The sequence below is a fragment of the Streptomyces cellostaticus genome (assembly GCF_001513965.1).
Taxonomy (GTDB): Bacteria; Actinomycetota; Actinomycetes; order Streptomycetales; family Streptomycetaceae; genus Streptomyces; species Streptomyces cellostaticus.
Map to the genome: position 1 here is coordinate 44,243 of NZ_KQ948037.1, position 27,000 is coordinate 71,242.

The following is a 27,000-nucleotide window of genomic DNA, read 5'->3' on the forward strand; positions in this document are numbered from 1 at the left end:
GACTCCGCTCATCGCCGCCCTCCCCTCGTCGCGGGCGCCCTCCGCCCTGCCGGAGCCGTTCATTGCGCCCCCTCCGCGGTTGCCAGCGGGGTCGCACGGACCGGGCCGCCTGCCGCCCAGCCGGGGACACCCCGGGTCAGTGCGCGGGCCGTGGGGCCGGTCCAGCGGCCGGGGACGTGGGCCTCGGGCGGGGTGGCGAACGGCAGGGGTTCGCCGGCCTCGTCGAGGACCACCCGGCGGACCGGACAGCGCGCGACGACCTCCAGGTAAATGCAGTGAAATGCCGCGATGTTCTGCTCGACGGTGAACAGTTCGAGCGCACGGGCGCGTGCGGCGGCGCCCAGGCGCTCACGGCGCTCGGGGTCGCGCAGCAGTGCCACGCACGCCTCGGCGAGCGCCCGCGGATTGCGCGGGGGCACGACGAGGCCCGTACCGCCGATGACCTCCAGCACCGCGCCGACGTCGGTGGACACGGTGGCGCGGCCGCAGAACATGGCCTCGGCCAGGGTGATCGGGAAGCCCTCGACGACGCTGGAGAGGACGACGACGGCGCCGGCGGCGTACGCGTCGGGCAGGGTCGGGGCCTCGGGGTCTCCGATCTCCTCGAAGGAGACCGGATTGTCGCCCACCGCGTGCACGCCCTCCGCCTCGTCCGGGAAGAGCTGGGCGGCGAGCACCCGGCAGTGGCCCAGGTAGGCCTCCCCCTCGGGGCCCGCGGGGGCACCGATGATCCGCAGGCGGGCCTTCGGCTGCTCCTTGCGCACCTCGGCGAAGGCGTGCAGCAGGGACACCAGGTCCTTGGCGGGTTCGACGCGCCCGACCCAGACGAGCGTGCCGGGGTCGGCGCGGTCCGGGGACTCGCCGATCTCGGCGAAGCGGGAGGCCTCCATGCCCGGGTGGACGGTACGGATCCTGTGGCGGTCGGCGCCGCACCGTTCCTGCCAGCGGCGGGCGTGGGCGTTGCCGGGTGTGAGGATCGCGGCGCGCCGGTAGACCTCGGCGGCCAGCCGGCCGTGGAAGGCGGCGAGCAGGGCGCGTACGGCGGGGGCGGCGGCGTCGGGGCCGAGGGCCAGGTAGTGCGAGCGCAGTTGCACGCCGTACTCGGTGACCAGCAGCGGTACGTCGCAGAAGTGCCGGGCGAGCAGTCCGGGCAGGGCGGCCGGGCCGCCCGCGGTGGCGTGGCAGAGGTCGGCCGCACCGAGGGCGTCGTCGCCGTACCAGTCGAGGGAGAGGGGGCGCAGGGCGCGTTCGAGGTGTGCGGCGACGGTGAGCAGGTCGGGTACGCGCGCCTCGCGCGCCGTGCGCAGCGCGCCGGGGGCGCGGCAGGCGCGCTCCAGGGTGCGTACGGCGATGTCGGAGCGGAGTGCGCCGATCAGTCCGCCCTCGTCGCGGGCGAGTTCGGCGAGGCCGTAGAGCGCATTGCCGAAACGGTCCGCCAGGTGGGGGGACATGGCACGGGACGCCGCGTCGAACACCTCATCGGACCCGGCGCACACCGCCGCGGCCAGTTCCCCGTAGCACTCGGTGAAGCGCCGGCGTGCGCGCCGCCCGTAGGCGACCCCGTCGTCCTCGGCCGTCCACAGCGGAGCCGTACGCACCCGGCCGACGTGTGGCGGGAGCGGGCCCCAGCCGGCGTCCTCCTGCTGTCGGCTGCGGCTGAGCGCGTAGAGGTCGAACTCGTGCTGTGCGAGCCCGCGCACGAGCCGGTCGCACCAGAGCCCGGCGTCACCGCTCACATACGGATAGCCACCTTCCGTAAGCAGTCCGATGCGCACGTGTGCACCCCCGATCTCCCGTGAGTGGGAGCCGCCCTGGTCCCGGCGGCTCGCAGCGGGAAGAACGTATGCGGACAAGGCGGTGGCGCGACGGACGGTTGTCCATCGCGCCACCAAAAGGGGTGAACGGTCGTAACTTTCGCGTGCGGACCGCGTTCCGTCGCGCTATGAGATCACAGGGTGATTGCTCACGTACGAAACGTTACGCCACGGCCAGCTCCCGTCGGGCGGCGCGCCGCTGGGCGGCCAGCTCCGGGTCGAGCGCGGGCACGGCGGCGAGCAGCTGCTTGGTGTACGGCTCGCGCGGGGTGTCGTACACCTCGTCGACGGGTCCGGACTCGACGACCTGTCCGCGGCGCATCACCGCGATCCGGTCGCTGACCTGGCGGACGACGGCCAGGTCGTGCGCGATGAACACGAGCGCGAGGCCGAGTTCCCGCTGCAACTCGCCGAGCAGGGCGACCACCTGGGCCTGCGTGGTGACGTCGAGCGCGGAGACGGGCTCGTCGCAGACGATGACACGCGGATCGGCGGCGAGCGCCCGTGCGATGCCCACGCGCTGGCGCTGTCCGCCGCTGAACTCGTGCGGGTAGCGGTCGTAGTGCGCCGCTTCGAGCCCCACGCGCTCCAGCAGTTCGAGCACGCGCCCCCGGATGCGCTCGTCGTGTTCCCCGCGCGCGCGGAGCGGGTCGGCGATGGACTCGCCCACGCTGCGGCGGGGGTTGAGGGAGGAGACCGGGTCCTGGAAGACCATCTGCACGGCCGGGTTCACGCCGGTGTGCGGGCGCCCGTCGTAGCGGATGCCTCCAGCGGTGGGCGGCAGCAGCCCGACCAGCATGCGGCCCAGCGTCGTCTTGCCGCTGCCGCTCTCCCCCACGATCCCCAGGGTCTCGCCCCGGCGGACGGTCAGCGAGATGTCGTCCACGGCCGTGAAGGCCGTCCTGCCGCGCCCGAACTCGCGCCTGAGGCCGGTCGCCTCCAGGACGACCTCGTCGGACGCCTCGGCCACGGCGGCGCGCGGCGCGTCCACGCGCGGGACGGCGCCGAGCAGTTCGCGGGTGTACGCCTGCGCGGGCGCCCCCAGAACCGTGCCGACCGGGCCGTGTTCCACGGCCTTGCCGTGCCGCATGACCAGCACCTCGTCGACGCTCTCGGCGGCGACGCCCACGTCGTGGGTGACGAGCAGCAGGCCCATGCCGGTCTCCTCGCGCAGCGTGTGCAGCAGGTCGAGGATCTGGGCCTGGACGGTGACGTCGAGGGCCGTCGTGGGCTCGTCGGCGATCAGCAGGTCCGGTTCGCAGGCCAGGGCCATGGCGATGAGGGCGCGCTGGCGCATGCCGCCGCTGAACTCGTGCGGGCGGGACCGGGACCGGCGCCGTGCGTCCGGAATTCCAACCCTCTCCAGCACCTCGACGGCACGCGCGCGTGCGGCGCGTCGTGACGCGCGCGTGTGCACGCGGTACACCTCGGCGATCTGGTCGCCGATCGCGTAGTACGGGTCGAGCGAGGACAGCGGGTCCTGGAAGACCATGGCGGCCTTGGCGCCGCGCAGCCGCCGCAGTTCCCCGTCCGAGGCCTGCTGGACGTCGGTGCCGGCGACGTGGACCGAGCCGCCGACCCGTGCTCCGGTGCCCCGGTGCAGGCCCAGCAGGGCGCCGGCGACCGTGGACTTGCCGGAGCCGGACTCGCCGACCAGCGCTAGGGCGGCCCCCTCCGCCAGGCGGAAGGAGAGCCCGTCCACGGCCCGCAGCGAGCCGAACTCGACCGTCAGGTCCGTGACTTCCACCAGGCTCATGCGAGTACCACCCGTCGGTCGGCCACCGCGTACAGGACGTCCGCGACGGCGTTGGCGATGACCACGAAGAAGCCGACGACCAGGACCATGCCGACGACGACCGGCAGGTCGACGACCTTCACCGCGTGCACCAGCTCCTGGCCGATACCGGGCAGGCCGAACAGGGTCTCGGTGAGGACGGCGCCGCCGACGGCCGAGCCGACGTTGTTGGCGTTCAGCGCGATGACGGGCGCCAGGGCGCCGCGCAGGGCGTGCCGGCCGACGATCGCGCGCTCGCCCACGCCGTAGGCGCGGAAGGTGCGGATGTGGTCCTCGGCGAGCGTCTCCAGCATCGCCGCCCGGGTGAGCCGGGCGAAGGCGGCCGCTTCGATCAGGGCGAGCGACAGCCAGGGCAGCAGCAGGTTCCACGCCCACTGCTCGGGGTCGTCGGCGAAGTTCACGTACTGCGGGAACGGCAGCAGCTGGAGTTCGCCGCAGACGACGATCATCAGGACGAGGCCGAGGACGAACACGGGGGTGGCCCAGCCGGCGAGCGTGACGGCGGTCAGTACGCGCTCGGAGAACCGGCCGCGCCGCCAGGCGGACAGCACGCCGGTGCCGACGCCGATCACCAGCCACAGCACCATCGCGCCGAGGACGAGGGACAGGCTGACCGGCAGCTTGGTCAGGATGATGTCCATCACCTGCTGGTCGCTCTGGTACGACAGCCCCAGGCAGGGTGCCGGGCAGTGTGCCACCGAGGTGCCGGTCGAGTAGTCCTGGCCGACGAAGATGCCCTCCAGGAAGTGCCAGTAGCGCAGGTAGAGCGGGTCGCCGAGCTTCAGCTGCTGGGCGACCTGGTGCACCTGTTCCGGCGAGCAGCGCGGGCCGCAGGTGATCTGGGCGACGTTGCCGGGGGTGGCGTAGAAGACGACGTAGACGAGCACCGAGATGGCGAGCAGGGTGACCGCCGTGCCCACGGCCCGGCGCAGCAGGAATCCACCGAAGCCGCTCATGAGGTCTCCTCCTTCCCGGTCCCGGCGCCGCCGGTCTCGTTCCTGCGGCCGGTGCCGACGCGCAGGCGGGAGGCCGCGCGCGGGTCGAGGGCGGTGCGCACGCCGTCGCCGAGGACGGTGAGGGCGAGGACGGTGACGAACAGGGCGCCGGCCGGCAGCAGCAGGTACTGCGGGGCCGCCTGGTACCAGACGTCGGCGGCGGTGAGCATCTGCCCCCACGAGGGCGTCGGCGGCTTCACGCCGACACCGAGGAAGGACAGGGCCGCCTCGGCGGAGATGTTCGTGGGCACCAGCAGCGCGGCGTACGTGATCACGGGCGCGGCGAGGCCTGGCAGCAGCTCGCGGCGGGCGATCCGCCAGGCGCCCCAGCCGCTGAGCCGGGCGGCCAGGACGTAGTCGAGGCCCTTGAGGGTGAGGGTCTGGGCGCGCACGATCTTCGCGATGTTGCCCCAGGCGATCAGGCCGATGACCAGGCTGACGAGGACGGGCCGCGGGAAGCTCGACGGCACGATCGCCAGCAGTGCCAACGACATGATCATCAACGGCAGGGCCACGATGATGTCCGTGACACGGCTCAACAGTTGATCAACCCATCGGTTGCCGAGTGCGGAGGCCACGCCGATCACGATGCCGAGGAAGACCTGCAACACCGTGGCCGCCAGCGCGACAGCGAGTGAAACCCGTGCCCCGTAGGCCAGCCGCGCGAACAGGTCGCGCCCGGTCTGCGGTTCGACGCCCAGCCAGTGGTCGGCGCTGATGCCGCCGAAGGAGCCGATGGGCACGCCTCCGCGCGCGGAGTCGATCAGGGAGGGGTGGTACGTGGTCGGGTCCTGGCCCTCCAGGGCGGTGAGCAGCGGCGCGGCGAGCGCGACCAGGACGAGCAGTGCGACGACGGCCGCGGCGACCAGGGCGGCGCGCTGTGCCCGCAGCCGCCGCCAGAACTGACGGGCCCCCGAAGCCCCCGGGACGGGTGTGTCCGTCCCGGGGGGCTGGGAGGCGACAAGTGCCTCGCTCACGGCCTTACTTCACCGCGACCTGGGAGATGTCGAGGACGCCGGTCCAGTCGCTGATGACGATGTTCTTGACGTCCGAGCCGTACAGGCGCTTGTAGACCGGGTGGAACAACGGCACGACGAGGGCCTGCTCGCCGATCTTCTTGTCCAGTGCACCCCACCGCTTGGCGGCCGCGTCAAGGTCGGTCAACTTGTTGATCGCGTCAATCTCGTCATTGACCGACTTGTCGTTCAGCAGGCCCGTGTTGAAGTTCGCTCCATCGTTGACGATCTGCCGGCCGTCGAAGATCGGGGCGAGGAAGGGGCCGCCGGAGGGCCAGTCGGCACCCCAGTGGGCGAGGAAGAAGCCGGGCTCGGTCTTCACGCTGTGGATCTTGTCCCGGTAGTCGTTGTCCTCCAAGCCCTGGAGCTTGACTGTGATGCCGGCCTTCTTCAGGGCGTCCTGGAGGGCGGTGGCGATCTCCGGGCTGGTCTCGAAGTTCTTGTCGTTCGAATGGGTCAGCGTGACGGTCAGGCCGTTCTTGAAGCCGGCCTGGGCCAGCAGCTCCTTGGCCTTGGCCGCGTTGCCGGTCTTGCCCGCCGGGAAGAGGTCGTAGGGCGTGTAGCCGAAGGACTTCTGGTCGGGCAGGAAGGTGGTGGCGGGCTCGGCGAGCGCCGAACCGCCGGCCGCGTTGACGACGGACGAACGGTCGACGGCGTACGAGATCGCCTGCCGCACCTTGGGGTTGTCGAACGGCTTCACCTTCGGGTTGAAGGCGATGTAGTTGGTGTAGCCGAAGTGGCCGGTGCCCACGCGCGCGGCCAGCTCCTTGTCGCCGGTCACCTTGGCGAGTTCGGCCGGGCCGAGGTTGGTGTCCGTGGTGACCGCGGCCGCGTCCGCTCCCTGGGACGCGGACAGCCGCTGGTTGATCACGGAGGAGTCGAGGCCGGAGCGCACGTCGATGGTGTCCGGGTAGGCCTTGCGCTCGGCGTCGACGGCCGTGGACCAGTTCGTGTTGCGTTCCAGGACGACGTGCTCACCGTCGTTCTCGTTCTTGACGACCTTGTAGGGGCCGGACGAGACCGGGTGCTCCTCGTACTTGGTGCCCGTGTCCTTGGCCTTCGGGACCGGGGTGAACTGCGTCTGCGTGGCGAGGAACGGGAACTCGCCCTCGGGCTTGTCCAGGTGGAAGACGATGGTCCGCTCGTCCGGCGTCTCGATCGCCGAGAGGCCCTTCTTGTCCTTGTACGGGCCCTGGTAGTCGGCCGCGCCGGCCAGCCAGTCGCGCAGGTAGGGGGCGCCGCCGGAGAGTTCGGGGGCGAAGGAGCGCTCGATGCCGTACTTGATGTCGGCCGAGGTGATCGGGGTGCCGTCCTCGTACTTGAGGCCCTTCTTCAGGGTGTACGTCCACACGGTCGCGTCCTTGTTGGGGCGCCCGGTGTCGGTGGCCAGGTCCGGGACGACCTTGGCACCGGCCGCGCCGTTCTCACGGTTGCGCGTGGTGAGCGTACGGAAGACCAGGGACGGGACGTTGCCGCCGCCGGAGGTGTAGAGGCGGGCGGGGTCGAAGTCGGTCTGCGGCTCGGAGTTCAGCACCGTGAGCGTGCCGCCCTTGTGCGGCGTGGAGTCGCCGCCGGAGCCCTTGGCATCGTTGTCCTTCGGGCCGCAGGCAGCGGCGCCCGCTGCCACGACCAGGCTGACGGATGCCGCTGCCACGCGGCGCGCTATGACGGACGGTTGACGCATCGGAATGACGACCTCTCGGATACTGAGACAAGTGGACGATAAATGAGACGACTGTGAACAGACGTCGGCCCCGGCGTCGGGTCGTCGAAAAATCCGTGACACGGTCACGGACGGAAGGGAGAAGAAGTCGCGACGCGAACGCCAGGAGGCGGCGTCAGCGACAGTGGATGTCGGCTACACAGAGCGCGGTCACGCCGATCAGCGCCAGCTCGATGGCGGCGCTGTCGGAGACGGCATGACTAGACCACATGCGCAAAAATATGAACGAACCATCGACTCATGTCAATGTGACATGAGCGGCAGCCGTCAACTCCTGGGATAGGGCCAGGGGTTGGGCAGGCAGTGGATTCCGTCGTGGTCGAGGAACTTGGTCTGCTGCTGCATGACCGGGGCGAGTTCGCCGTCCTTCTGGCACGTCACATGGCCGTGGCCGAGCCGGTGGCCGACCTCGTGATTGATGAGCATCTGCCGGTATGGGTAGATTTTGTCCCCGTATGTCTTGCTGCCCTGCGCCCACCGGTAGGCGTTGATCATCACGCGTTCGGTGGACGCGGAGTCGCAGGAGACGTTGTCCTCCGTGGTGTCCAGGCCGGACTTGGCACACCACTTGGCGGTGGTGCCGGGGCTGGCGAGCGTGATCACGAAGTCGGGCTTGCCGGAGTAGATCCGCTCGAAGGTACGGACGCCGCCGTGGGCCCAGCTGCGGTTGTCGTTGAGCGTCTTCTGCACGGCCTCGGCGAACAGCTCGCCGTCCAGGCCGAGTCCCTGTTCGACGTCCACGCGGTAGGTGTACTTCTGCCCCCTGCCGGGCGCCTTGTCGAAGCCCGGGACGGCCTCGAACTTCCCCGAGGCCGTCAGCGTGGCGCTGAGCGGGTACTTCGTGCCCATCTTCTGCTCGTACGTCAGCACCGCCGGGCTCGGCGAGGCGGACGGGGTCGTCTGCCCGGGGGCCCGGGCGTCGCGCGCCTGGTCGGCGGCGGACTGCGACCGTACGCCCGTGCCGTCCCGGTCATCGGCGACCTGCACGGCGACGACGACCGCGAGCACGGTGGTCACGGCGGCGGCCGCGATGCCCGTGAAGGCCCGCCCCTTGCCGCCCGTGCGCTGCGCGGGCACACCGGTGGGCGGCGCGCCGTCGCCGTCACCGGCCCCGGCGCCAGCCGTGTCCGCACCGGGGCTGTACGACTCCTGCGCCTCGGCGGTCCCGCCGCCGGAACGGGGCGCGAAGACGTCGACGTCCCCCTCGAAGGCATCGAGGTAGTCCTGCCGGGGCCCGCCGCCCGAACGACCGCGCCGGCCCTGCCGCTGCCCCTGTTCCTGCCTTTGCCCTGGCCCTTGCCCTTGCCGCTGTCGCGGAAGAGTGACACCGGGCCCGCCCGCACCCGGCCTCACCCCGGAAGCAACCCCGGCCCCGCCACCGGCCGGCCCCGCGAACTCACCCCAGCCACCCCCGCCTTCGCGCTGCTCGGGGTGCCCGCCCCGAGCGCGCGGAGCACCACTGGCCAGCCCCGGCACACCGTGCGCGGGGGTGCCGTCGGGAAGCCGCGGTACGCCATGCACAGGCGTGCCGTCGGGAAGCCGGGGACCACCCTGGGCCGGCGTGCCCTCGGCGTACCGCGGCACCCCGTGAGCCGGACTTCCGTCGGCAAAGCGAGGCACCCCATGAGCCGGAGTTCCGTCAGGAAAGCGAGGCACGCCGTGGGCAGGTGTGCCCGGCGGGAACCCGGGCGCGCCCTGGGCGGTGCGCGGTGGCCCGTAGGCGTAGGCGCCTCCTCCCGGCGCCTGGCGCTGGCCGGGCAGGCCGGGCTGCTGGGCTGTCCGGGGCGGGCCGGCGGCCGGGCTCCGTTCGTCTCGCTGTGCGGCTATGTCCGCGGAGTCGTCCTTGGGGGCCGGTCCGCGGCGGCTGTGGCGTCCCACCTGTGCCCTCAGCTCCCCGCGCCCATGGCGGCGACATCGCCGCCCCCGGCGGAACCGGCACCCGGCGCCGCGACCTCGCCGGCACCACTTCGCGCTTCGCCCGTGTCGCCCAACTCGCCCGCCTCCGCAAGGAGTTCCCGGAAAGCGCCGGCCACCACCTCCGGGTACTCCATCATCGCCACATGCCCGGCCTCCGGCAGGGACAGCAGGCGGGAGTCGCGGAAGGAACGGGCGGCCCTGCGGGCCATGCGGAAGCCGACCAGCTGGTCACGGCCGCCGTAGATGAGAAGGGTCGGCGCGAGCACGCGCTCGGCCTGACGCCACAGCCCGTGCTGGCCGCCGAGGGTGTAGGCGTTGACGAGCCCCCGCGCCGAGCGTGCCATCGCGTCCCAGAAGTACGGCAGTTGAAGCCGCCGCTCCAGTTCCTCCACTGCATGCCGGAACGCCTCGGGCGACACCCGCCCCGGATCGCCGTAGCACAGGGCCATCACGCCGCTCACGCGCTGCTCGGCCGTCCACTCCTTGGTGAGCCGGTTGAACAGCACGACGATGCCGGGCACGCCCAGCAGCGCCGTCGGCACCGCGGTCCGCTGCACGCGCAGCTCCGGCAGGGCGGGCGAGACCAGCGTGAGCGTCCGGACGAGGTCGGGGCGTACGGCGGCGACGCGGGTGGCGACCGCTCCGCCGAGGGAGTTGCCGAAGAGGTGGACCGGACCGCGCTCGGCGGCGTCGAGATAGCGGATGATGGCGCGCGCGTGCCCGGTGACGGAGTAGTCGCCGTCGTCCGGGGGCGGGGAGTCGCCGAAGCCGGGCAGATCGACCGCCTCGCTGTCGACGAGGCCGTCCAGTTCCGCCATCAGCGCCGACCAGTTCTGCGAGGAACCGCCGAGCCCGTGGACGAACAGCGCGGGCGGCAGGCCCTCGCGCGCGGGGTGCCGCGAACGCACGGACAGGGTGGCCCCCGGCAGCCCCACCGACCGCAGCCGCTCGCCCTCGCCGACCCGGACGGGCGCCACCCTGGGAAGCACACTTGCGGCCGGCACGGACGGCGACTCGGTCGAAGACATGCGGCAATGTTACGAGACGATCACGCTGTGGTTCATGTGTTCGCCGTCACAGGCGAGGCTCGCCGTGTCGGACAGGACCGGAGATCGGGCAGGACCGGAGAACCGCGCGGCGAACGGGCGTCCACGGCATGGCGTCCGGATCAGGTGTCTCCTAGGCTCGTACAGGGGCACCCGTATGTGGTCCCTGCTGCTTCCAGGGATGTTCGTAGGAAGGGAGCCCACCATGGCCTATGACCCCATCCAGCCCGACACGATCGAGGATCTGGAAGCCGAGAACACCCCGGAGATCGACGTCGAGGCCCCCGAGGGCGACTCCGTCGAGCAGAACGCCGACCTCGCACCGGATCACGACGAGCCCCTGACAGGAGACCCGGACCGCGGGAACGAGGCCGATCTCATCGAACAGGCGCGCGTGGTCTCGATCGACGAGGACGACTACCGCTGACCTTGCAGGACCTCATGGGGGTCGCGCGGGACCCCGCCGGCCGCTGCTCCGGCTCCTTTGGGCGGGCTTCGCGGCTTTCGTCGCCGTCCGGTACGTGAAATTCTGCGCTCGCACCGCGCACACCACGGTTACCGAAAAGTACGATGGCCGCGCGGCCGATACCGCATGTGGACGACTTTGGGAGGCGGCGTGACAGCCATCGAGCAAACTGAGGCGGTACGCCCACGTGGCACCCGTCTGCCGCGCCGAGCCCGACGGAACCAGCTGCTGGGCGCCGCCCAGGAGGTCTTCGTCGCACAGGGCTACCACGCGGCCGCGATGGACGACATCGCCGAGCGGGCCGGAGTCAGCAAGCCGGTGCTCTACCAGCACTTCCCCGGCAAGCTCGACCTCTACCTCGCCCTGCTGGACCAGCACTGCGAGTCGCTGATCCAGGCCGTGCGCGGTGCGCTCGCCTCGACGACCGACAACAAGCAGCGCGTGCGGGCGACCATGGACGCCTATTTCGCGTACGTCGAGGACGACGGCGGCGCCTTCCGTCTGGTCTTCGAGTCGGACCTGACGAACGAGCCCGCGGTGCGCGAGCGAGTCGACAAGGTCACCAACGAGTGCGCCGAGGCGATCTGCGACGTCATCGCCGAGGACACGGGCCTCTCGCGCGCCGAGTCGATGCTGCTCGCCTCCGGCCTCGGCGGTCTCGCCCAGGTGGTGGCGCGCTCCTGGCTGCACAGCGACCGCAGTGTGCCGCGCGACCAGGCGGTGCAGCTGCTGGCCTCACTGGCCTGGCGGGGCATCGCCGGTTTCCCGCTGCACGGCACCGAGCACCACTGACGGCCGTTTGTTCCCCCGGGGTGTTCGCTGTTGGCGTTCCGGCCCACAGCGTGTACGTCCCCTCGCCGGGCTAATGTGTGCTGCGTACGGCGCGGAAGATCGCGCACATCACTGACCGTCGGAGGGACATAGCCGTGGAGGTCAAGATCGGCGTGCAGCACGCGCCCCGCGAGATCGTTCTGGAGAGCGGTCTGAGCGTCGAGGAGGTCGAGCGTCTGGTGTCGGAGGCACTGGCCGGCAAGACGCAGCTGCTGAGCCTCCAGGACGAGAAGGGCCGCAAGGTCCTGGTCCCGACGGACCGCCTGGCGTACGTGGAGATCGGCGAGCCGACCGTCCGCAAGGTGGGCTTCGGCGCACTGTAGGTCCAGTCGGAAAAGGGCCCGGCGGCACTGTGCCGCCGGGCCCTTTTCCATGGGGCCGCCGGGCCCTTTCCCCGCTTGGGCGGGTGCACGGATGGAGCACAAATCGCCCACAGGGGAGGATTGCAATCCGCAGGTCACGGGTATGACGGGCTACGACCGTCACGCACAGGCCGGCCGTGGGAGGGACCCCGAAATGATCCTGGAAGCACTCGGATCCGCCTTGCTGGGTCTTGCTCTCGCCTGGGCGGCGACCCACCGGCTCTCACACCGGCTGCCCGCCCGCCCCCTGGTGTTCTCGACCGGCATCGCCGGAGCCCTTTTCGGTGACTTCGTCACCCACAGCGCCCTGGGCCCCGGCAGCATCCTGCTGAGCCTCCTGGGCGCCGCGATCGTCTCGGCCGCCTCCCTGTCCCTGCTGCTGCGCCCGTCAGGCCACCTGCGCCGACGATCAGCGACGGCGTAGCCGCCCCGACGGCGCAGCCGTCAGGGGCGCGGGGAACTGCGCGACCAGCCACACACAACCCCCGGCCGCGAGACGGCCGAACCGGTCCTTCACAGGGCGCTACGCCGCCAAGCCCAGCGCAGCCATCCGCTTGGTGTGCGCCTCCGTGATCCGCGAGAACATCCTGCCGACCTCCGCGAGATCGAACCCGTCGGCCACACCGCCCACGAGCATCGTGGACAGCGCATCCCGGTCGGCGACCACCCGCTGCGACTGCGAGAGCGCCTCCCCCATCAGACGGCGCGCCCACAGCGCCAGCCGCCCGCCGACCCGCGGGTCGGCGTCGATGGCCGCACGCACCTTCTCCACCGCGAAACCGGCGTGCCCGGTGTCGTCGAGGACGGCGAGGACCAGCTCGCGCGTGTCGGAGTCCAGACGGGCCGCGACCTCCCGGTAGAAGTCGCTGGCGATCGAGTCGCCGACGTACGCCTTGACCAGGCCCTCCAGCCAGTCCGAGGGCGCGGTCTGCTTGTGGAAGCCGTCCAGGGCCGCAACGAACGGCTCCATCGCCCCGGTCGGCTCCTCGCCGATCTCGGTCAGCCGGTCCCGCAGCCGCTCGAAGTGGTGGAACTCGGCCGAGGCCATCTTCGCCAGCTCCGCCTTGTCCGCGAGCGTCGGCGCCAGCTTGGCGTCCTCCGCGAGCCGCTCGAACGCCGCCAGCTCCCCGTACGCGAGCGCGCCGAGCAGGTCCACGACCGCGGCACGGTAGTGCGGGTCGGCGGAGGCCTGCGCCCAGTTCCGGGCGGCGACACCGGTGGGTTCGGCGGAGGCGGCGGACGCGTTCTCAGGCTTGTCAGAGCTAGTCATGAGGCGCACAATAGTCCGCTTGCCGCGCCTCGGAAGTCCCTGGCCACCCACTGTGACCACGACTACGTGACCAAATCGGCCATCGCATGTGCGCGAATCCGGGGTATGGTGGTAATGCGCCTGCTGAGTGGGTCGACGGTAGTCGACGTCTCCCGACAGGCCGCATGTATGAGGATGCCCGGTCGGTGGCCCGATCGGCTCCGACCCGACAGCCCTCCCTGGCCGTACGACTCAGTACGTACGACGACCGGAGGGACACCCTCAGCGGTACGAGCGCTAGAGCGTCGGCAGAGGTCCCGTGTCATACGGCTTGCCCGAGTGGTTCGTCCGTACGGCAGCCGACGTCCCCGGCACGGTCAGTCATGACCCCCGCGCTCGCCTCGCACCGCGCCACACAGAAGAGGCAGCACCCTGACTACGACGTTTCGTGAACTCGGAATCCTTCCCGAGACCGCCGAGGCCCTGGACGCCGTCGGCATCACCACTCCCTTCCCCATCCAGGAGATGACGCTCCCCGTCGCCCTTTCCGGCACGGACGTCATCGGCCAGGCCAAGACCGGCACCGGCAAGACGCTGGGCTTCGGCCTTCCGCTCCTTGAGCGCGTGACCGTTCCCGCCGACGTCGAGGCGGGCCGCGCGCAGCCCGAGGCCCTCACCGACGCCCCGCAGGCGCTCGTCGTCGTCCCCACGCGCGAGCTGTGCACGCAGGTGACGAACGACCTGCTGACGGCCGGCAAGGTCCGTAACGTGCGCGTGGTGGCGATCTACGGCGGCCGGGCCTACGAGCCCCAGGTCGAGGCCCTGAAGAAGGGCGTCGACGTGGTCGTCGGCACCCCGGGCCGCCTGCTCGACCTTGCGGGCCAGAAGAAGCTGAACCTCAAGCACGTCAAGTGCCTGGTCCTCGACGAGGCCGACGAGATGCTCGACCTGGGCTTCCTGCCCGACGTCGAGAAGATCATCAACATGCTTCCGGCCAAGCGCCAGACCATGCTGTTCTCCGCGACCATGCCGGGCGCGGTCATCGGCCTCGCGCGCCGCTACATGTCGCAGCCCACCCACATCCGCGCCACCGCGCCGGACGACCAGGGCGCGACGGTCGCGAACATCAAGCAGTTCGTCTACCGCGCGCACTCCATGGACAAGCCGGAGATGGTCGCCCGCATCCTGCAGGCCAACGGCCGCGGGCTCGCGATGATCTTCTGCCGTACGAAGCGGACGGCCGCCGACATCGCCGAGCAGTTGCAGCGCCGCGGGTTCGCCTCCGGCGCGGTCCACGGCGACCTCGGCCAGGGCGCCCGCGAGCAGGCCCTGCGCGCCTTCCGCAACGGCAAGGTGGACGTCCTCGTCTGCACCGACGTCGCCGCGCGCGGCATCGACGTGGAGGGCGTGACCCACGTCATCAACTACCAGTCCCCCGAGGACGAGAAGACGTACCTGCACCGCGTCGGCCGTACCGGCCGCGCGGGCGCGAAGGGTACGGCCATCACGTTCGTCGACTGGGACGACATCCCGCGCTGGCAGCTGATCAACAAGGCGCTGGAGCTGGACTTCAACGACCCTGCGGAGACGTACTCGAGCTCCCCGCACCTGTTCTCGGACCTCGACATCCCCGAGGGCACCAAGGGCACCCTGCCGCGCTCGGAGCGGACCCGCGCCGGGCTCGACGCGGAGGAGCTGGAGGACCTGGGCGAGACCGGCGGCCGCGGTGCGCGCGGTCGCGGTGCCCGGGGCGGCCGCGGTGGCCGTGCCGAGTCCGCTGCCGACCCGTCGGCCGAGCGGGAGCGCCCGGCGCGCACGCCGCGCCGTCGCCGCCGCACGCGCAGCGGTACTCCGCTGGACGCCTCCCCCGCTACGACCGCCACGGCGCCGGCCGCCGAGACCGGCACCGCGGAGGAGCCCACGGCGGCCCGCACCCCGCGCCGCCGTCGCCGTACGCGCGCCGGAGCCCCAGCTGAGGCGCTGACGGCCGCTGCCACGACCGCGGCCCCCGAGGTCGCCGTGGACACGGCGGAGGGACCGGAAACCACGCTGGAGGCCCCGGAGAAGCCGCGCCGCCGCCGCACGCGGAAGTCGGCCGAGGCACCCGAGGCGCCGGTGACCCAGGCCGAGGCGCCTGTGGTGGTCGAGCCCGCGCCGGTGGCCGCCGAGCCCGAGGCCGCCGCCGAAGCGACCGAGCCGAAGCCGCGCCGCCGCACGCGGAAGTCGGCCGAGGCACCCGAGGCGCCGGTGACCCAGGCCGAGGCGCCTGTGGTGGTCGAGCCCGCGCCGGTGGCCGCCGAGCCCGAGGCCGCCGCCGAGGCGACCGAGCCGAAGCCGCGCCGCCGTACGCGCAAGACGGCCGAGCCGGCCGCCGAAGCCGCGGTCGCGACGGCCGAGAGCACGGACGAGGCCGCCCCGGCGACCAAGCCCCGCCGCACCCGCAAGACGGCAGCCACCGCCCCCGAGGCGACGGAGGCCGAGGCCAAGCCGCGCCGCACCCGTAAGACGGCCGAGCCCGCAGCGGAAGCAGCGGTCGACGCCGCGGAAACCGTGGAGGCCAAGCCGCGCCGCACCCGCAAGGCTGCCGCTGCCGCCCCGGAGGCGGTGGAGGCGGAGGCCGAGGCCAAGCCGCGCCGCCGTACGCGCAAGACGGCCGAGCCGGCCGCCGAAGCCGCGGTCGCGACGGCCGAGAGCACGGACGAGGCCGCCCCGGCGACCAAGCCCCGCCGCACCCGCAAGACGGCAGCCACCGCCCCCGAGGCGACGGAGGCCGAGGCCAAGCCGCGCCGCACCCGCAAGACGGCAGCCACAGCTCCGGAGGCGGCGGACGAAGCCGAGGTCAAGCCGCGGCGGACCCGCAAGACCGCTGCCGCTGCTGCCGCGGACACGGCCGAAGGCACTGAAGCCAAGCCGCGCCGCACCCGCAAGACGGCAGTTGCCGCCCCGGAGGCGGTGGAGCCGGAGGCCGAGGCCAAGCCGCGCCGCACCCGTAAGACGGCTGCGGCCGCCCCGGAGGCTGCCGAAGCCGAGGTCAAGCCGCGGCGGACCCGGAAGGCCGCTGCCGCTGCAGAGACCGCGGTGGACGGAGTCGAGGCGGCTGCACCCAAGCCGCGGCGGACCCGCAAGGCCGTTGCCGAGGCGGCGGCTGCGGAGATTCCGGCGCAGGCCACCGAGGAGCCGGAGGTCAAGCCGCGCCGTCGTACCCGCAAGGCCACGACGGCGGCCGTGGAGGCCGCCGAAGCCTGATCGGCGCATCGGCTCGCCAACTGAACAGCGCGACGGCCCGGTCCCACCTCTGTGGGACCGGGCCGTCGGCGTCCCCGCCTCACCCCCGCGCCCGACAGGCCCGATAACCTCTCCCCATGAGCAGGCCTGCCACCTTCGTCCCGCCCCCCGGTGCCCGCGCGTACTCCCTGCGGACCGCGCGCGGTGAGTTCGCCGTCGTCGACGCGCCCGTGGCCGCCGGGGTCGAGCCCAGGGGCGTCGCCCTGCTGCTGCCGGGGTTCACCGGGAGCAAGGAGGACTTCAATCCGCTCCATGTGCCGCTGGCCGAGCGCGGGTACCGGACCGTGGCCGTGGACGGGCGCGGGCAGTACGAGTCGGACGGCCCCGAGCACGACGAATCCGCGTACGCGCAGGAGGAGTTGGCGCGGGACGTGCTGGCGCAGGCGGAGGCCGTCGGCGGGCCCGTGCATCTGCTGGGGCACTCGCTGGGTGGGCAGATCTCGCGCGCGGCCGTGCTGAGGGACCACTCCCCGTTCCGGTCGCTCACCCTGATGGCCTCGGGGCCGGCCCAGATCTCGGCCTCCCAGCAGCAGCGCGTGCAGCTGCTGCGGGACGCCCTCGCCGGGATGACGATGGCCGAGGTGTGGGAGGCGATGCAGTCGATGTCGGCGCCCGAGGAGACCGCCACCGGGAAGCTCGACGGCGGCCTGGACAACCGGGAGGATCTGCGGCGCCGCTGGCTGGGCACCAGGCCCGCCCAACTCCTCGCCACCGGCCGCCAGTTGTGCGCCGAGCCGGACCGCGTCGCCGAACTGGCCGCCGTACCGCTGCCGTTCCACGTCCTGTCGGGTGCGCTGGACGACACCTGGCCGCTGGCGCTGCTCGACCGGATGGCGGAGCAGCTGAAGGCGCGGCGGACGGTCGTCGAGGGTGCCGAGCACTCACCCAACACCGACCAGCCGCTCGCCACGGCCGACGCCATCGCCGCCTTCTGGGACGCGCACCCGGACCAGGGTCAGGGCAGGCTCTAGTACTGCGTCTGAAGGTGCTCCCAGAAACCTTCCCGCAGGGCGTGCCGCAGGTCCCCCTGGCCGCGTAGCGAGTACTGGAGCAGGCGCTCCGCCTCGACCAGGAGGTCCTGGTCGACGGAGCCGGGCAGGCGGGGGTGGCCGGGCAGCAGGTCGGCCAGGGACTCGCGGCCCCGGGCGGCCAGCCACTTCGCCGCGATCTGGGCGCCGACGAAGCGGACGTCCTCGCGGGTGGGCCGGGCCCCGGCGGCGGCCTCGTAGGCGGCGGCCGTGCGGCGGGCGACGTACGGCTTGAAGAACTCCAGGTCGAGCGTGCGCTGGCTGTCGACCTCCCAGAGCAGCGGCTCGGCCTGATTGCGGCCCTCGGGTGCCTCGATGCCCCACAGATGGACGCGCGCACCGTAGCCCTGGGCCGCCTCCACCGCCGACACCAGGTCCTCGTCGCCGCCGAGCAGGGCCGCGTCGCTGATCGCGCGGTGGCGGGCGAGGGACTCCAGGTCGGAGCGGATGAGGGAGTCGACGCCCTTCTGCTGGTTGTTGGCGTTGAGATTGCCGAGGCGGACCTTGACGTCGGGCAGTTCGGCGATGGACTGCTGCTCGGCGGTGTGGATGCGGCGGCGGGCGCCGTCGTACCAGTAGACGCGCAGCAGGCGGCTGTCCGCGAAGATCGTGCGTGCCTTGTCGATGAGCGCGTCGATCAGGCCCTCGGCATCGAGGTCGAAGGCCCGGCGGTCCTCGGTCCCGGCGACCAGTCGGCCCGCCGCCGCGTACAGATAGCCCGCGTCGACGAAGATCGCGTGGGTCGAGGGCGTCTTCGCCACCTCGGCGAGCATGCGCTGCAGGAGCTCGTTCGTGTGGTCGATGCGGGCGGTGAGGGCCGCCAGGTCGTCGTTCATCGTCTCCATTGTCCCGGCCGTCACGCTGCGAACACAACCGGTCCCGGTCAGTCCCGTTAACCCGCTTACCGGTCGGTAATTAGTCGTTCGAAAAATTTCTTTAGCGTAGGGAATGTTTGTAACACGCAGCCCGTTGACTAGAACGACACCACGTCACACCCAGTAGTTCTCCGCAGGAGGATGACCAGACGAAGGGAGAAGCCATGCGCTTCGAAATCATGCGACTCGACGAGGTCGACGGCACCACCGTGGACAGCACCGTCGTGGACGCCGCCTCCGTCAACCGGATCGTTCAGCAGGCCGCCGCCATCGGACAGCGCCTGTGGATCCGCCCGGCCGAGGCCTCGGCCTCGTAACGGGCAGCGACACTCAAGCTTTCCGGGGGAGCCGAGGCCATGTCTCAGCTCCCCCGGATCACCTGAGTGACGCCGTTGATGATCTGCTGCACGGCGATCGCGGAGAGCATCATGCCCGCGAGCCGCGTCACCAGGACCACGCCGCCGTCCTTGATGACCCGGATGATCAGCAGCGAGTAACGCATCACCAGCCACAGCACGACGTGGATCGCAAGGATCGCGGACCACACCGAGACCTGCGTGGCCACACTGCCGGCCTTCTGGACGGCCAGGATCACGGACACGATGGCACCGGGGCCCGCCAGCAGCGGCATGCCCAGCGGCACGAGGGCGACGTTCACGTCCTTGGTCTGCTTCGGCTCGTCGGTCTTGCCGGTGAGCAGGTCGAGCGCGATCAGCAGAAGCAGCAGACCGCCCGCGATCATCAGCGCGGGGACAGAGACGTGCAGATAGTTCAGGATCTGGTGGCCCAGGACACCGAAGACGGCGATGACCCCGCCCGCCACACAGACGGCCTGGAAGGCCATCCGCTTCTGCACCTTGGCGGGGCGCCCCGCGGTCAGCGCGAGGAAGATCGGGGTGATCCCGGGGGGATCCATGATGACAAAAAGGGTCAGGAAAAGAGAGCCGAAGACAGCGACGTCGAACATGGGGGAAGCACAAGCCTTGCAGGAAGAAGAACGGGTGTGAGGTGGAGCGGGATCGACCCCTGAGGGTCTCAGGCCCCGCCGGTCCCCGGGACGGGAAACGCGCCGGTGGCCCGCCGAATGATCTCCCCGTACACCTCGGGGTCCGTCGTGTACTCGCCGAGCGAGACGCTCTTGCGGCTGCCGTGGTAGTCCGAGGACCCCGTGACCAGCAGCCCCAGCTCCTTCGCGAGGCCCCGCAGACGGGCCCGCGCGTCGGCGTCGTGGTCCATGTGGTCGACCTCGATGCCGTCCAGACCGGCCGCGGCCAGCTCGGCGATCGCGGACTCCGGCACCGTACGGCCGCGCTTGGCGGCGGCCGGGTGCGCGAAGACGGCCACGCCGCCCGCGCCCTTGACCAGCCGGATCGCCTCGAAGGGGTCGGTCTCGTGCTTCTCCACGAAGGCCCGGCCGCCGTCGGCCAGCCACTCCTCGGTGAACGCGTCGCTCACCGTGGGCACCACACCCAGCTCGACGAGCGCGCTGGCGACATGCGGACGCCCCACGGAACCGCCGGCGGCGATCCGCTCGACCTGCTCCCAGGTGACCGGCACGCCCAGCGCGTTCAGCTTGGCGACCATGCCCTGGGCCCGCGGCACCCGGTCGTCCCGGACCAGCTCGCGCTCGGCGAGCAGGGCGGGCTCCTCGGGATCGAAGAGGTAGGCCAGCATGTGCATGGAGATGCCGTCGATACGGCAGGACAACTCGGCACCGGTGACCAGGGTGAGCCCCTCGGGCAGCGCGGCGATCGCCTCGGCGTACCCACGGGTGGTGTCGTGGTCCGTCAGCGCGAGGACGTCCAGACCGGCCGCCGCGGCACCCCGCACCAGCTCGGCCGGGGTGTCCGTACCGTCGGAGGCCGTGGAGTGACAGTGCAGGTCGATGCGCACGACGCGTACTCCAGGCGATGACGGATGGAAGGGGACACCTAAGGATAGCGGGAGGACAGCGATGCCTTGTCACACCCGCACCCCATCAGCACCCCCTACACACACCCACCCCGGGGCGGCGCAGCCGCCAGGGGCGCCGGGCCGTGTCCGTCAGCGGCTCCGCCGCGGGGCGCGACCAGCCACGACAGACCCGCACCCGGCAACGACCCGCACACCCCCGAAACTCCCCCGCCCTACGGCCGAAGCAAGCGCGGCGACAACGCCCCGCAGGGCACCAGGTCCAACTCGGCCCCCGCATCCCGCAGATCCGTCAGCACCAGCTCGTCGTACATGAGCAGCCCGGACTGCTCGGGCCACACCACCGCCCACAGCCACAGCCCCAGGGCCTCGCCCGCGAAGACGGCACGGTCGTCGGGCGCGCCGGAGACATGCCAGAGCGGGGTCGGCCGGCCGGCGGCCAGGACCTTGGCCTGGGGCGGCTTCTCGACGTTCAGGTACGGCCCCGGGTCGGGGCCGTCGATGCCCGCGTACCGCGCGCCGAGGCCGACGCCGAGTTCCTCGGCGACCAGGATCAGCTCACCCATACCGCCGAGCGGGCCGGGGCCGGAGCAGGCCACGGCGCTGGCGCGACCGCCGCTGCGGTCGTCCCCCGCATAGGTCACGCCCGTGAACAGCCACCCGATCGACAGCGGCCACGGCATCCACACCGGAACCTGTGTGCGGTGCACCACGACGTTGAGCGCCTCGACGCTGGGCGGGATCACGGGCTGCAGCGGATACACCGTCCCGTGCACGTCGCACTGCCAGGAATCGGCGAAAAGGCCGGGAGCCCTGACCCGGCCACCACACTTCGGGCAACTGGGTTCGCCCCTCATAGGGCTCCACGGTCCTACCCCGGCCCGCCCACGTCAAGGACGATCACCCGTCCGGACGGAACGCGGCCACGTCACCACGGCACCGCGGCGGCCACCGCGGTGCCGGGCCCGGTGGTGGCCCTCGTACGCCGCCTTTGCCAACTGGCCGATTTCAGCCTTGTGTTGGTGAGTTCGGTCACCTCCGGATCAGTCGAGCGGGACGGACCTGCGGACGGGATCCCTCAGGTCCGTCCCGTTCGCGAGCCAGCGCTCCTGGAGGGCCTGCGCGCCGTGCACCCGCTTCCAGGCGGCCTCGTTCGGGGTCATCGGCAGCAGCGGCAGGAACCGCACGGGATCCATCGGCTCGTCCAGCTCCAGATCCTCGACGAGGCCGCCGGGTTCGCCCACCAGGACCGAGGTGAAGGGGGCGCCGGGCCACAGCGGCTCACCCACCTCCAGGGAGGCGCCGGGGGCCACCACCACGCCTTCCACCTGCGGGGACGCGGCGAGTACCGCGAGTGCGCGGAGCACCTTGTCGGTGTCCGCGAGACCCGCGCGGACGGACAGCACCAGCTCGGCGCGGGGGCCCTTGACGGGGTCGGCGAGCATGGCCGTGGGGTCCGTCATGGGGTGCACCGACATGCCGAGCGTGGCGTAGCGGACCACGGCTCCCTCTTGATCGGAATCCTGGAAGCGGAGCACCTCGATGCGGTCCGTACCGAGGAAGGTGACCGCGGCGCGCGCGTCCGGTTCACCCAGCGAAGTGCTCAACCGTGCCTCGACCAGAGGAAGAACATCAACCATGCGGTGAGCATAGAACTCGTCAGTAGCGGGCAAAGCGGCACCTTGACACTTCGGGTGACTGCTACGCTGAGCCGGTAGTTCGGGGCAGCACGCAGAAGCGTCGCTATCGAGTCCCGACGCCGATGAGTCTCCCTTACGAGGGACCGGCCGGAGGAGGTGGGGCTGTCATGGATCGAAGTCGACCTGGTAGTACCACTCGCTCTTCCGGCTGCTGATCTGGTTCCCGGCTGGCTGCCGCCTTCCTTTTCGCTTCGTTGTTCGGAAGAGCACTTCGTTTCGCTTTGCCTGATCTGTCTGACCTGAATCAGTTCTGCATCAGCAGCGAAGTCGCCACCGCAACGGTGCGGTGCTCCCCGCTTTGTGGACGTGCCAAACATCCGCAGTCAGGACGTCCTCATTCCGGGTAGTTCCACCCGTCGCCGCGCGCTGTCGCTGCCCGCCTGCGAAGGAGCCTGCCCATGTCGATGATCCGAGACCTGCGCGCCGTGGTCCGCCCCTCCACTCGTCCCTTGCTGCGCAAGCAGACGAGCACGAGCGTCTCGTACGACACCACGCGCGACCCCGCAACGCCCTCGGCCGTCGTCGACTGCGCCGTCTACCGCGACGGTTCCCGGGTCCCGAGCAGCAAGCCGCTGACCCCGCACGAGGCGATGCGGCTGGTGCGCCGTGACGGCGGGTTCGTGTGGATCGGCCTGCACGAGCCGACCGAGTCGGAATTCGCGGGTATCGCCGCCGAGTTCGGGCTGCACCCGCTGGCCGTCGAGGACGCGGTGCAGGCCCATCAGCGGCCCAAGCTGGAGCGGTACGACGACTCGCTCTTCACCGTCTTCAAGACCATCCACTACGTCGAGCACGACGAGCTGACCGCCAACAGCGAGGTGGTCGAGACCGGCGAGGTCATGTGCTTCACCGGCCGGGACTTCTTCATCACCGTCCGGCACGGCGGCCAGGGCTCCCTGCGGGCGCTGCGGCACCGGCTGCAGGACGACCCCGAGCTGCTCGCGAAGGGGCCCTCGGCCGTGCTGCACGCCATCGCCGACCATGTCGTGGACGGCTACATCGCGGTGGCCGACGCGGTGCAGGACGACATCGACGAGGTGGAGACCGAGGTCTTCTCGCCCGGCCGCAGAGGCGGGGTCTCGCGCGGTGTGGACTCGGCGCGGATCTACCAACTCAAGCGGGAGGTGCTGGAGTTCAAGCGGGCGGTGGCTCCGCTGCTGCGGCCGATGCAGCTGCTGAGCGAGCGGCCGATGCGGCTGGTCGACCCGGACATCCAGAAGTACTTCCGGGACGTCGCCGACCACCTCGCCCGCGTCCAGGAGCAGGTGCTGGGCTTCGACGAACTCCTCAACTCCATCCTCCAGGCCAACCTCGCTCAGGCGTCGGTCGCGCAGAACGAGGACATGCGCAAGATCACCGCCTGGGCGGCGATCATCGCCGTGCCGACGATGGTGTGCGGGGTGTACGGCATGAACTTCAAGCACATGCCCGAGCTGCACTGGAAGTACGGATACCCAGTGATCATGGGCATCACGGTCGTCCTGTGTCTGGGCATCCACCGCACGCTCAAGCGCAACGGCTGGCTGTGAGCGGGGCTGGATAGGCTGAGCGCATGACAAGCGAGCTGCTCGACCAGGCCCTGATCGAGGAGGCCACCAAGAAGTCCGGCCTCATCTGGGTCAAGGGTGCCGGGGCCCCGGCGGCGCGTGCGCTGTGGCACGTGTGGCACGAGGGTGCGGTGTGCCTGGTCGGCGACGGGCCCGGGGAGCAGCCGCTGCCCGCTCTGACCGACGGCGGAGCCGCCGAGGTGACCGTGCGCAGCAAGGACAAGGGCGGCCGGCTGGTGAGCTGGCCGGCGACCGTGTCCGAGCTGGCCGCGGGCTCGCCGGAGTGGGAAGCGGCGGTCGCCGAGCTGAAGGGGAAGCGCTTGAACGCCCCCGACGGCGAGCAGATGCCGGGCCGCTGGGCCCGCGAGTGCAGGGTGCTCCGCCTGGTGCCGACGGGGCCTTCCGTGCCGTTGCCCGCCGGCAGCCTGGCACAGCGCCCGGTGCCGTCTCCGGCGACCACGCGTCAGCCGATCCCGGCGGGCTTGCCGCGGCTGCTGGCCGGGCGCCGGAAGAAGTGACGAAGTAACGCCGGGGCCGGGCAGGGTCCGGCACCGCCGCAGATGTGCGTCGTGACCGATCACCGTTGCGGCGGATTCGGGTGACCTACGACGTCGGCAGCTGCCTGCCGTAATCCACCGTCTCCGACTTCGCAGGGTCGGTCACGGCGAAGTCCTTGCCCCAGTCCGAGAAGCGCAGGGTGCCCGCGCTGCCGCCCCGCTCCAGGCGGAGCGGATACGGCGTGCCCTTCAGGGAGACGTCGAGGGTGCCGCCGGAGCCGGAGTCGCCGGTGATGCGGATCGTGGGGGTGCCGGACTGGTCGTGGTGGCCGTCCGCCGCCAGCTTGCCGTGCAGCGTCAGCAGACCGTCGAGGAGGAGGTCCTTGTCCGTGAAGCCGCTGAACTTCTTGTACGCGGGATCCCCCTGCGGCACCTTCACGTACTTGCCGTCGAGCTTGCCGGCGGTGCCGCCGCTGCCGCCCGCATGGTTCCAGAAGTCCGCGTCGGCCTTCAGATACAGCTGCTTGCCGACCCGCAGCAGCCGGAACGTCGCCCCCTCGGAGGTGACCGAGCCGGTACCGCCCTCGGCCTTCAGCTGCATGTCCAGCGTGTACGTACGGCCACTGGTGACCACGGTCCCCGACAGCCGCACCGCAGGCGCCGTCTGCGCCGCGGCCCGCGTCTTCGCCTGGATCTGGTCGGCGGACAGCTTGCCGACCCCGTTGGTCCCCGCGTCCGGATTCTCGCTGCACCCCGTCAGCACCATCGCTCCCGTCACAGCCAGCGCGCATGTCGCGGTCGCCAGCGCGGCCCGGCGGGTACGGCCCTGGGGAATCGCAGTCACAGGTGGTGCTGCCTTTCTGACGGTTCCTGAGCGGCGTACGGCAGCGTACCGGGGCTCCGCCCGCCCGACGGTCCCAGTCCGTCCGGACGGCCCACCAGGGCGTACCCGATCAGGACGAGCTAGCCTGAAGCGCACCCGAGCGGTCACATCTGAGCAATCCACACGATCCCCACGAAAAGGAAGCACAGTCATGGCAGCCGGCGCCCCCCGGATCTTCGTCTCGCACGTCGCCGGGGTCCCCGTCTTCGATCCGACCGGCGACCAGGTGGGCCGCGTGCGCGATCTGGTCGTCATGCTGCGCGTCGGACGGCGGCCTCCGCGCGTCCTCGGGCTGGTCGTCGAGCTGTCCACCCGGCGCCGTATCTTCCTGCCCATGACCCGGGTCACCGGCATCGAGTCGGGGCAGGTCATCACGACCGGGGTGGTGAACGTCCGCCGCTTCGAGCAGCGGCCCACCGAGCGGCTGGTCTTCGGGGAGCTGCTGGACCGGCGGGTGACGCTGGTGGAGGCCGGCGAGGAGGTCACCGTCCTCGACGTGTCCGTGCAGCAGCTGCCCGCCCGCCGGGACTGGGAGGTCGACCGCGTCTTCGTCCGCAAGGGCAAGAAGGGCGGCGCCTTCCGGCGGGCCAAGGGCGAGACGCTGACCGTGGAGTGGTCGGCCGTCACCGGCTTCTCGCTGGAGGAGCACGGACAGGGCGCCGAGAGCCTGCTCGCCACCTTCGAGCAGCTGCGCCCCGCCGACCTCGCCAACGTCCTGCACCACCTCTCCGCCAAGCGGCGCGCCGAGGTCGCCGCCGCCCTGGACGACGACCGTCTGGCCGACGTGCTCGAGGAGCTGCCGGAGGACGACCAGATCGAGATCCTCGGCAAGCTGAAGGAGGAGCGCGCGGCGGACGTCCTGGAGGCCATGGACCCGGACGACGCGGCCGACCTGCTCTCCGAACTGCCGGAGGAGGACCAGGAGCGGCTGCTGAGTCTGATGGAGCCCGCCGACGCGGCCGACATGCGGCGCCTGATGTCGTACGAGGAGCACACCGCGGGCGGTCTGATGACCACCGAGCCGATCGTGCTGCGCCCGGACGCCACCGTCGCCGACGCGCTCGCCCGGGTCCGCAACGCGGACCTCTCCCCCGCCCTCGCCGCCCAGGTCTACGTATGCCGCCCGCCCGACGAGACCCCGACCGGCAAGTACCTGGGCACGGTCCACTTCCAGCGACTGTTGCGGGACCCCCCGTACACCCTGGTCAGCTCGCTCGTCGACGACGACCTGCAGCCCCTGGACCCCGACGCGGCGCTGCCCGTCGTCGCCGGGTTCTTCGCCACGTACGACATGGTCGCCGCGCCCGTCGTGGACGAGTCCGGGTCGCTGCTCGGCGCGGTGACCGTGGACGACGTGCTCGACCACATGCTGCCCGAGGACTGGCGGGAGACGGAGTTCCACCTGAACGACGAGACCGGGGCGGCGAGCGAGGGGGCGAGTGCCCATGGCTCCTGAGCGCGAGAGCACCCGCGAGCGCACGCCGACGGGCGCCACGGCCGCCCCCCGGCACCGTGCGCCCCGTCTGGACCAGCCGCGCCCGCCCCGGCGCCGGTTCCTGCCCGAGTGGGACCCGGAGGCCTTCGGCCGGCTGTCGGAGAAGATCGCCCGTTTCCTGGGCACGGGGCGCTTCATCGTCTGGATGACGGTCGTCATCATCCTGTGGGTGGTGTGGAACATCGTCGCGCCGGCGAGCCTGCGCTTCGACAACTACCCGTTCATCTTCCTGACCCTGATGCTGTCCCTGCAGGCCTCCTACGCCGCCCCGCTGATCCTGCTCGCGCAGAACAGACAGGACGACCGCGACCGGGTCAACCTGGAGCAGGACCGTAAGCAGAACGAGCGGTCGATCGCCGACACCGAGTACCTGACCCGGGAGATCGCCGCGCTGCGCACGGGCCTGGGCGAGGTGGCGACCCGCGACTGGATCCGCTCCGAGCTGCAGGACGTGGTCAAGGAGCTGGAGGAGCGGCGGCGGCACGACGGCCATGTCGTATTCCCGGCGGAACGGGCAGAACGGTCGCCGGGACGTGACGCAGACGACCGCTGAAGGGCTACCCGC

26 protein-coding genes are annotated in these 27,000 nt (G+C 71.5%); 11 read left to right on the forward strand and 15 right to left on the reverse strand.

The genetic code is table 11. From position 1 onward, the window contains the following. Positions 1-59: 59 nt before the first annotated feature. From AQI88_RS32225 to AQI88_RS32255, 8 genes are all read right to left on the reverse strand, one after another. Positions 60-1,736, reverse strand: coding sequence for a glycosyltransferase (locus tag AQI88_RS32225; RefSeq protein ID WP_067005933.1), 1,677 nt, complete (start codon positions 1,734-1,736; stop codon positions 60-62). Between the two features lie 241 nt (positions 1,737-1,977). Beyond that, positions 1,978-3,570 (reverse strand): dipeptide ABC transporter ATP-binding protein, encoded by a 1,593-nt coding sequence (locus AQI88_RS32230; protein ID WP_067005935.1) that lies wholly within the window; start codon positions 3,568-3,570, stop codon positions 1,978-1,980. Continuing rightward, positions 3,567-4,565 (reverse strand): ABC transporter permease, encoded by a 999-nt coding sequence (locus tag AQI88_RS32235; protein WP_067005937.1) that lies wholly within the window; start codon positions 4,563-4,565, stop codon positions 3,567-3,569. The genes AQI88_RS32230 and AQI88_RS32235 overlap by 4 nt, the downstream gene beginning before the upstream one ends. Next, positions 4,562-5,581: an ABC transporter permease gene (locus AQI88_RS32240; RefSeq protein WP_067005939.1), complete on the reverse strand. Its 1,020-nt coding sequence runs from the start codon at positions 5,579-5,581 to the stop codon at positions 4,562-4,564. The genes AQI88_RS32235 and AQI88_RS32240 overlap by 4 nt, the downstream gene beginning before the upstream one ends. A gap of 4 nt (positions 5,582-5,585) precedes the next feature. After that, complete coding sequence (locus AQI88_RS32245) at positions 5,586-7,304, reverse strand: ABC transporter substrate-binding protein (protein ID WP_067005941.1); 1,719 nt, start codon at positions 7,302-7,304, stop codon at positions 5,586-5,588. Positions 7,305-7,458: 154 nt separating this feature from the next. Then, positions 7,459-7,554: an Ms4533A family Cys-rich leader peptide gene (locus AQI88_RS48870; RefSeq protein WP_317933593.1), complete on the reverse strand. Its 96-nt coding sequence runs from the start codon at positions 7,552-7,554 to the stop codon at positions 7,459-7,461. 56 nt (positions 7,555-7,610) lie between these two features. Continuing rightward, the gene (locus AQI88_RS32250) at positions 7,611-9,221 is read right to left on the reverse strand and encodes a DUF3152 domain-containing protein (protein ID WP_079057946.1); all 1,611 of its coding nucleotides are present in this window, start codon (positions 9,219-9,221) and stop codon (positions 7,611-7,613) included. Between the two features lie 8 nt (positions 9,222-9,229). Then, a complete protein-coding gene (locus tag AQI88_RS32255) occupies positions 9,230-10,288 on the reverse strand; it encodes an alpha/beta fold hydrolase (protein ID WP_067005945.1) in 1,059 nt (352 codons plus the stop codon). A 223-nt stretch (positions 10,289-10,511) separates the two neighbouring features. On the opposite strand from AQI88_RS32255, the gene AQI88_RS32260 reads away from it, so the two are divergent. The 4 genes from AQI88_RS32260 to AQI88_RS32275 all read left to right on the forward strand — a co-directional run bounded on the left by AQI88_RS32260 (position 10,512) and on the right by AQI88_RS32275 (position 12,389). Further along, complete coding sequence (locus AQI88_RS32260) at positions 10,512-10,733, forward strand: hypothetical protein (RefSeq protein WP_067005947.1); 222 nt, start codon at positions 10,512-10,514, stop codon at positions 10,731-10,733. A 189-nt stretch (positions 10,734-10,922) separates the two neighbouring features. Continuing rightward, positions 10,923-11,564: a TetR/AcrR family transcriptional regulator gene (locus tag AQI88_RS32265; protein WP_067005949.1), complete on the forward strand. Its 642-nt coding sequence runs from the start codon at positions 10,923-10,925 to the stop codon at positions 11,562-11,564. 134 nt (positions 11,565-11,698) lie between these two features. Continuing rightward, positions 11,699-11,926 (forward strand): DUF3107 domain-containing protein, encoded by a 228-nt coding sequence (locus tag AQI88_RS32270; RefSeq protein ID WP_067005950.1) that lies wholly within the window; start codon positions 11,699-11,701, stop codon positions 11,924-11,926. 193 nt (positions 11,927-12,119) lie between these two features. Beyond that, a complete protein-coding gene (locus AQI88_RS32275; protein WP_067005952.1) occupies positions 12,120-12,389 on the forward strand; it encodes a hypothetical protein in 270 nt (89 codons plus the stop codon). Positions 12,390-12,488: 99 nt separating this feature from the next. Here AQI88_RS32275 and AQI88_RS32280 read toward each other — a convergent pair whose 3' ends face one another. Beyond that, complete coding sequence (locus tag AQI88_RS32280) at positions 12,489-13,235, reverse strand: ferritin-like fold-containing protein (protein WP_067005954.1); 747 nt, start codon at positions 13,233-13,235, stop codon at positions 12,489-12,491. A gap of 504 nt (positions 13,236-13,739) precedes the next feature. Between AQI88_RS32280 and AQI88_RS32285 the strand changes: the two genes are divergently transcribed. Together AQI88_RS32285 and AQI88_RS32290 are read left to right on the forward strand one after the other, a co-directional pair. Next, positions 13,740-16,460: a DEAD/DEAH box helicase gene (locus AQI88_RS32285; protein ID WP_067005956.1), complete on the forward strand. Its 2,721-nt coding sequence runs from the start codon at positions 13,740-13,742 to the stop codon at positions 16,458-16,460. 116 nt (positions 16,461-16,576) lie between these two features. Further along, positions 16,577-17,470, forward strand: coding sequence for an alpha/beta fold hydrolase (locus AQI88_RS32290; protein WP_079057949.1), 894 nt, complete (start codon positions 16,577-16,579; stop codon positions 17,468-17,470). On the opposite strand, the gene AQI88_RS32295 is transcribed toward AQI88_RS32290, so the two are convergent. Beyond that, complete coding sequence (locus AQI88_RS32295; protein WP_067005958.1) at positions 17,467-18,363, reverse strand: NYN domain-containing protein; 897 nt, start codon at positions 18,361-18,363, stop codon at positions 17,467-17,469. The genes AQI88_RS32290 and AQI88_RS32295 overlap by 4 nt on opposite strands. 203 nt (positions 18,364-18,566) lie before the next feature. On the opposite strand from AQI88_RS32295, the gene AQI88_RS46845 reads away from it, so the two are divergent. Next, positions 18,567-18,719 (forward strand): hypothetical protein, encoded by a 153-nt coding sequence (locus tag AQI88_RS46845; RefSeq protein ID WP_167357496.1) that lies wholly within the window; start codon positions 18,567-18,569, stop codon positions 18,717-18,719. Positions 18,720-18,763: 44 nt separating this feature from the next. Here AQI88_RS46845 and AQI88_RS32300 read toward each other — a convergent pair whose 3' ends face one another. From AQI88_RS32300 to AQI88_RS32315, 4 genes are all read right to left on the reverse strand, one after another. Beyond that, positions 18,764-19,369 carry a MarC family protein gene (locus tag AQI88_RS32300; protein ID WP_067005960.1) on the reverse strand — a complete coding sequence of 202 codons (606 nt, stop codon included), beginning with the start codon at positions 19,367-19,369 and terminating at the stop codon, positions 18,764-18,766. A 68-nt stretch (positions 19,370-19,437) separates the two neighbouring features. Then, positions 19,438-20,295 carry a PHP domain-containing protein gene (locus AQI88_RS32305; protein ID WP_067005962.1) on the reverse strand — a complete coding sequence of 286 codons (858 nt, stop codon included), beginning with the start codon at positions 20,293-20,295 and terminating at the stop codon, positions 19,438-19,440. A 233-nt stretch (positions 20,296-20,528) separates the two neighbouring features. Next, a complete protein-coding gene (locus AQI88_RS32310; RefSeq protein ID WP_067005964.1) occupies positions 20,529-21,170 on the reverse strand; it encodes a DUF6758 family protein in 642 nt (213 codons plus the stop codon). Between the two features lie 186 nt (positions 21,171-21,356). Continuing rightward, positions 21,357-21,953, reverse strand: coding sequence for a suppressor of fused domain protein (locus AQI88_RS32315; RefSeq protein WP_067005966.1), 597 nt, complete (start codon positions 21,951-21,953; stop codon positions 21,357-21,359). A gap of 458 nt (positions 21,954-22,411) precedes the next feature. Between AQI88_RS32315 and AQI88_RS32320 the strand changes: the two genes are divergently transcribed. After that, a complete protein-coding gene (locus AQI88_RS32320) occupies positions 22,412-23,542 on the forward strand; it encodes a magnesium and cobalt transport protein CorA (RefSeq protein WP_067005969.1) in 1,131 nt (376 codons plus the stop codon). A 23-nt stretch (positions 23,543-23,565) separates the two neighbouring features. Continuing rightward, positions 23,566-24,078, forward strand: a complete 513-nt coding sequence (locus AQI88_RS32325) for a hypothetical protein (protein ID WP_067005971.1) — start codon at positions 23,566-23,568, stop codon at positions 24,076-24,078. Between the two features lie 85 nt (positions 24,079-24,163). On the opposite strand, the gene AQI88_RS32330 is transcribed toward AQI88_RS32325, so the two are convergent. Beyond that, a complete protein-coding gene (locus tag AQI88_RS32330) occupies positions 24,164-24,901 on the reverse strand; it encodes a hypothetical protein (protein WP_167357497.1) in 738 nt (245 codons plus the stop codon). 190 nt (positions 24,902-25,091) lie between these two features. On the opposite strand from AQI88_RS32330, the gene AQI88_RS32335 reads away from it, so the two are divergent. Both AQI88_RS32335 and AQI88_RS32340 read left to right on the forward strand, forming a co-directional pair. Further along, the gene (locus AQI88_RS32335) at positions 25,092-26,396 is read left to right on the forward strand and encodes a magnesium transporter MgtE N-terminal domain-containing protein (protein ID WP_067005973.1); all 1,305 of its coding nucleotides are present in this window, start codon (positions 25,092-25,094) and stop codon (positions 26,394-26,396) included. Then, positions 26,386-26,988 (forward strand): DUF1003 domain-containing protein, encoded by a 603-nt coding sequence (locus AQI88_RS32340; RefSeq protein WP_067005975.1) that lies wholly within the window; start codon positions 26,386-26,388, stop codon positions 26,986-26,988. The genes AQI88_RS32335 and AQI88_RS32340 overlap by 11 nt, the downstream gene beginning before the upstream one ends. Positions 26,989-27,000: the final 12 nt, after the last annotated feature.

Excerpts from the sequence above, each read along its gene's own strand:
- AQI88_RS46845 (WP_167357496.1), top strand. The coding sequence starts at position 18,567 with ATGCGCTTCGAAATCATGCGACTCGACGAGGTCGACGGCACCACCGTG.
- AQI88_RS32245 (WP_067005941.1), bottom strand. The coding sequence starts at position 7,304 with ATGCGTCAACCGTCCGTCATAGCGCGCCGCGTGGCAGCGGCATCCGTC.
- AQI88_RS32325 (WP_067005971.1), top strand. The coding sequence starts at position 23,566 with ATGACAAGCGAGCTGCTCGACCAGGCCCTGATCGAGGAGGCCACCAAG.
- AQI88_RS32255 (WP_067005945.1), bottom strand. The coding sequence starts at position 10,288 with ATGTCTTCGACCGAGTCGCCGTCCGTGCCGGCCGCAAGTGTGCTTCCC.
- AQI88_RS32300 (WP_067005960.1), bottom strand. The coding sequence starts at position 19,369 with ATGTTCGACGTCGCTGTCTTCGGCTCTCTTTTCCTGACCCTTTTTGTC.
- AQI88_RS48870 (WP_317933593.1), bottom strand. The coding sequence starts at position 7,554 with ATGTGGTCTAGTCATGCCGTCTCCGACAGCGCCGCCATCGAGCTGGCG.
- AQI88_RS32340 (WP_067005975.1), top strand. The coding sequence starts at position 26,386 with ATGGCTCCTGAGCGCGAGAGCACCCGCGAGCGCACGCCGACGGGCGCC.
- AQI88_RS32335 (WP_067005973.1), top strand. The coding sequence starts at position 25,092 with ATGGCAGCCGGCGCCCCCCGGATCTTCGTCTCGCACGTCGCCGGGGTC.
- AQI88_RS32290 (WP_079057949.1), top strand. The coding sequence starts at position 16,577 with ATGAGCAGGCCTGCCACCTTCGTCCCGCCCCCCGGTGCCCGCGCGTAC.
- AQI88_RS32285 (WP_067005956.1), top strand. The coding sequence starts at position 13,740 with ATGACGCTCCCCGTCGCCCTTTCCGGCACGGACGTCATCGGCCAGGCC.
- AQI88_RS32280 (WP_067005954.1), bottom strand. The coding sequence starts at position 13,235 with ATGACTAGCTCTGACAAGCCTGAGAACGCGTCCGCCGCCTCCGCCGAA.
- AQI88_RS32260 (WP_067005947.1), top strand. The coding sequence starts at position 10,512 with ATGGCCTATGACCCCATCCAGCCCGACACGATCGAGGATCTGGAAGCC.
- AQI88_RS32275 (WP_067005952.1), top strand. The coding sequence starts at position 12,120 with ATGATCCTGGAAGCACTCGGATCCGCCTTGCTGGGTCTTGCTCTCGCC.
- AQI88_RS32230 (WP_067005935.1), bottom strand. The coding sequence starts at position 3,570 with ATGAGCCTGGTGGAAGTCACGGACCTGACGGTCGAGTTCGGCTCGCTG.
- AQI88_RS32295 (WP_067005958.1), bottom strand. The coding sequence starts at position 18,363 with ATGAACGACGACCTGGCGGCCCTCACCGCCCGCATCGACCACACGAAC.
- AQI88_RS32310 (WP_067005964.1), bottom strand. The coding sequence starts at position 21,170 with ATGAGGGGCGAACCCAGTTGCCCGAAGTGTGGTGGCCGGGTCAGGGCT.
- AQI88_RS32235 (WP_067005937.1), bottom strand. The coding sequence starts at position 4,565 with ATGAGCGGCTTCGGTGGATTCCTGCTGCGCCGGGCCGTGGGCACGGCG.
- AQI88_RS32320 (WP_067005969.1), top strand. The coding sequence starts at position 22,412 with ATGTCGATGATCCGAGACCTGCGCGCCGTGGTCCGCCCCTCCACTCGT.
- AQI88_RS32315 (WP_067005966.1), bottom strand. The coding sequence starts at position 21,953 with ATGGTTGATGTTCTTCCTCTGGTCGAGGCACGGTTGAGCACTTCGCTG.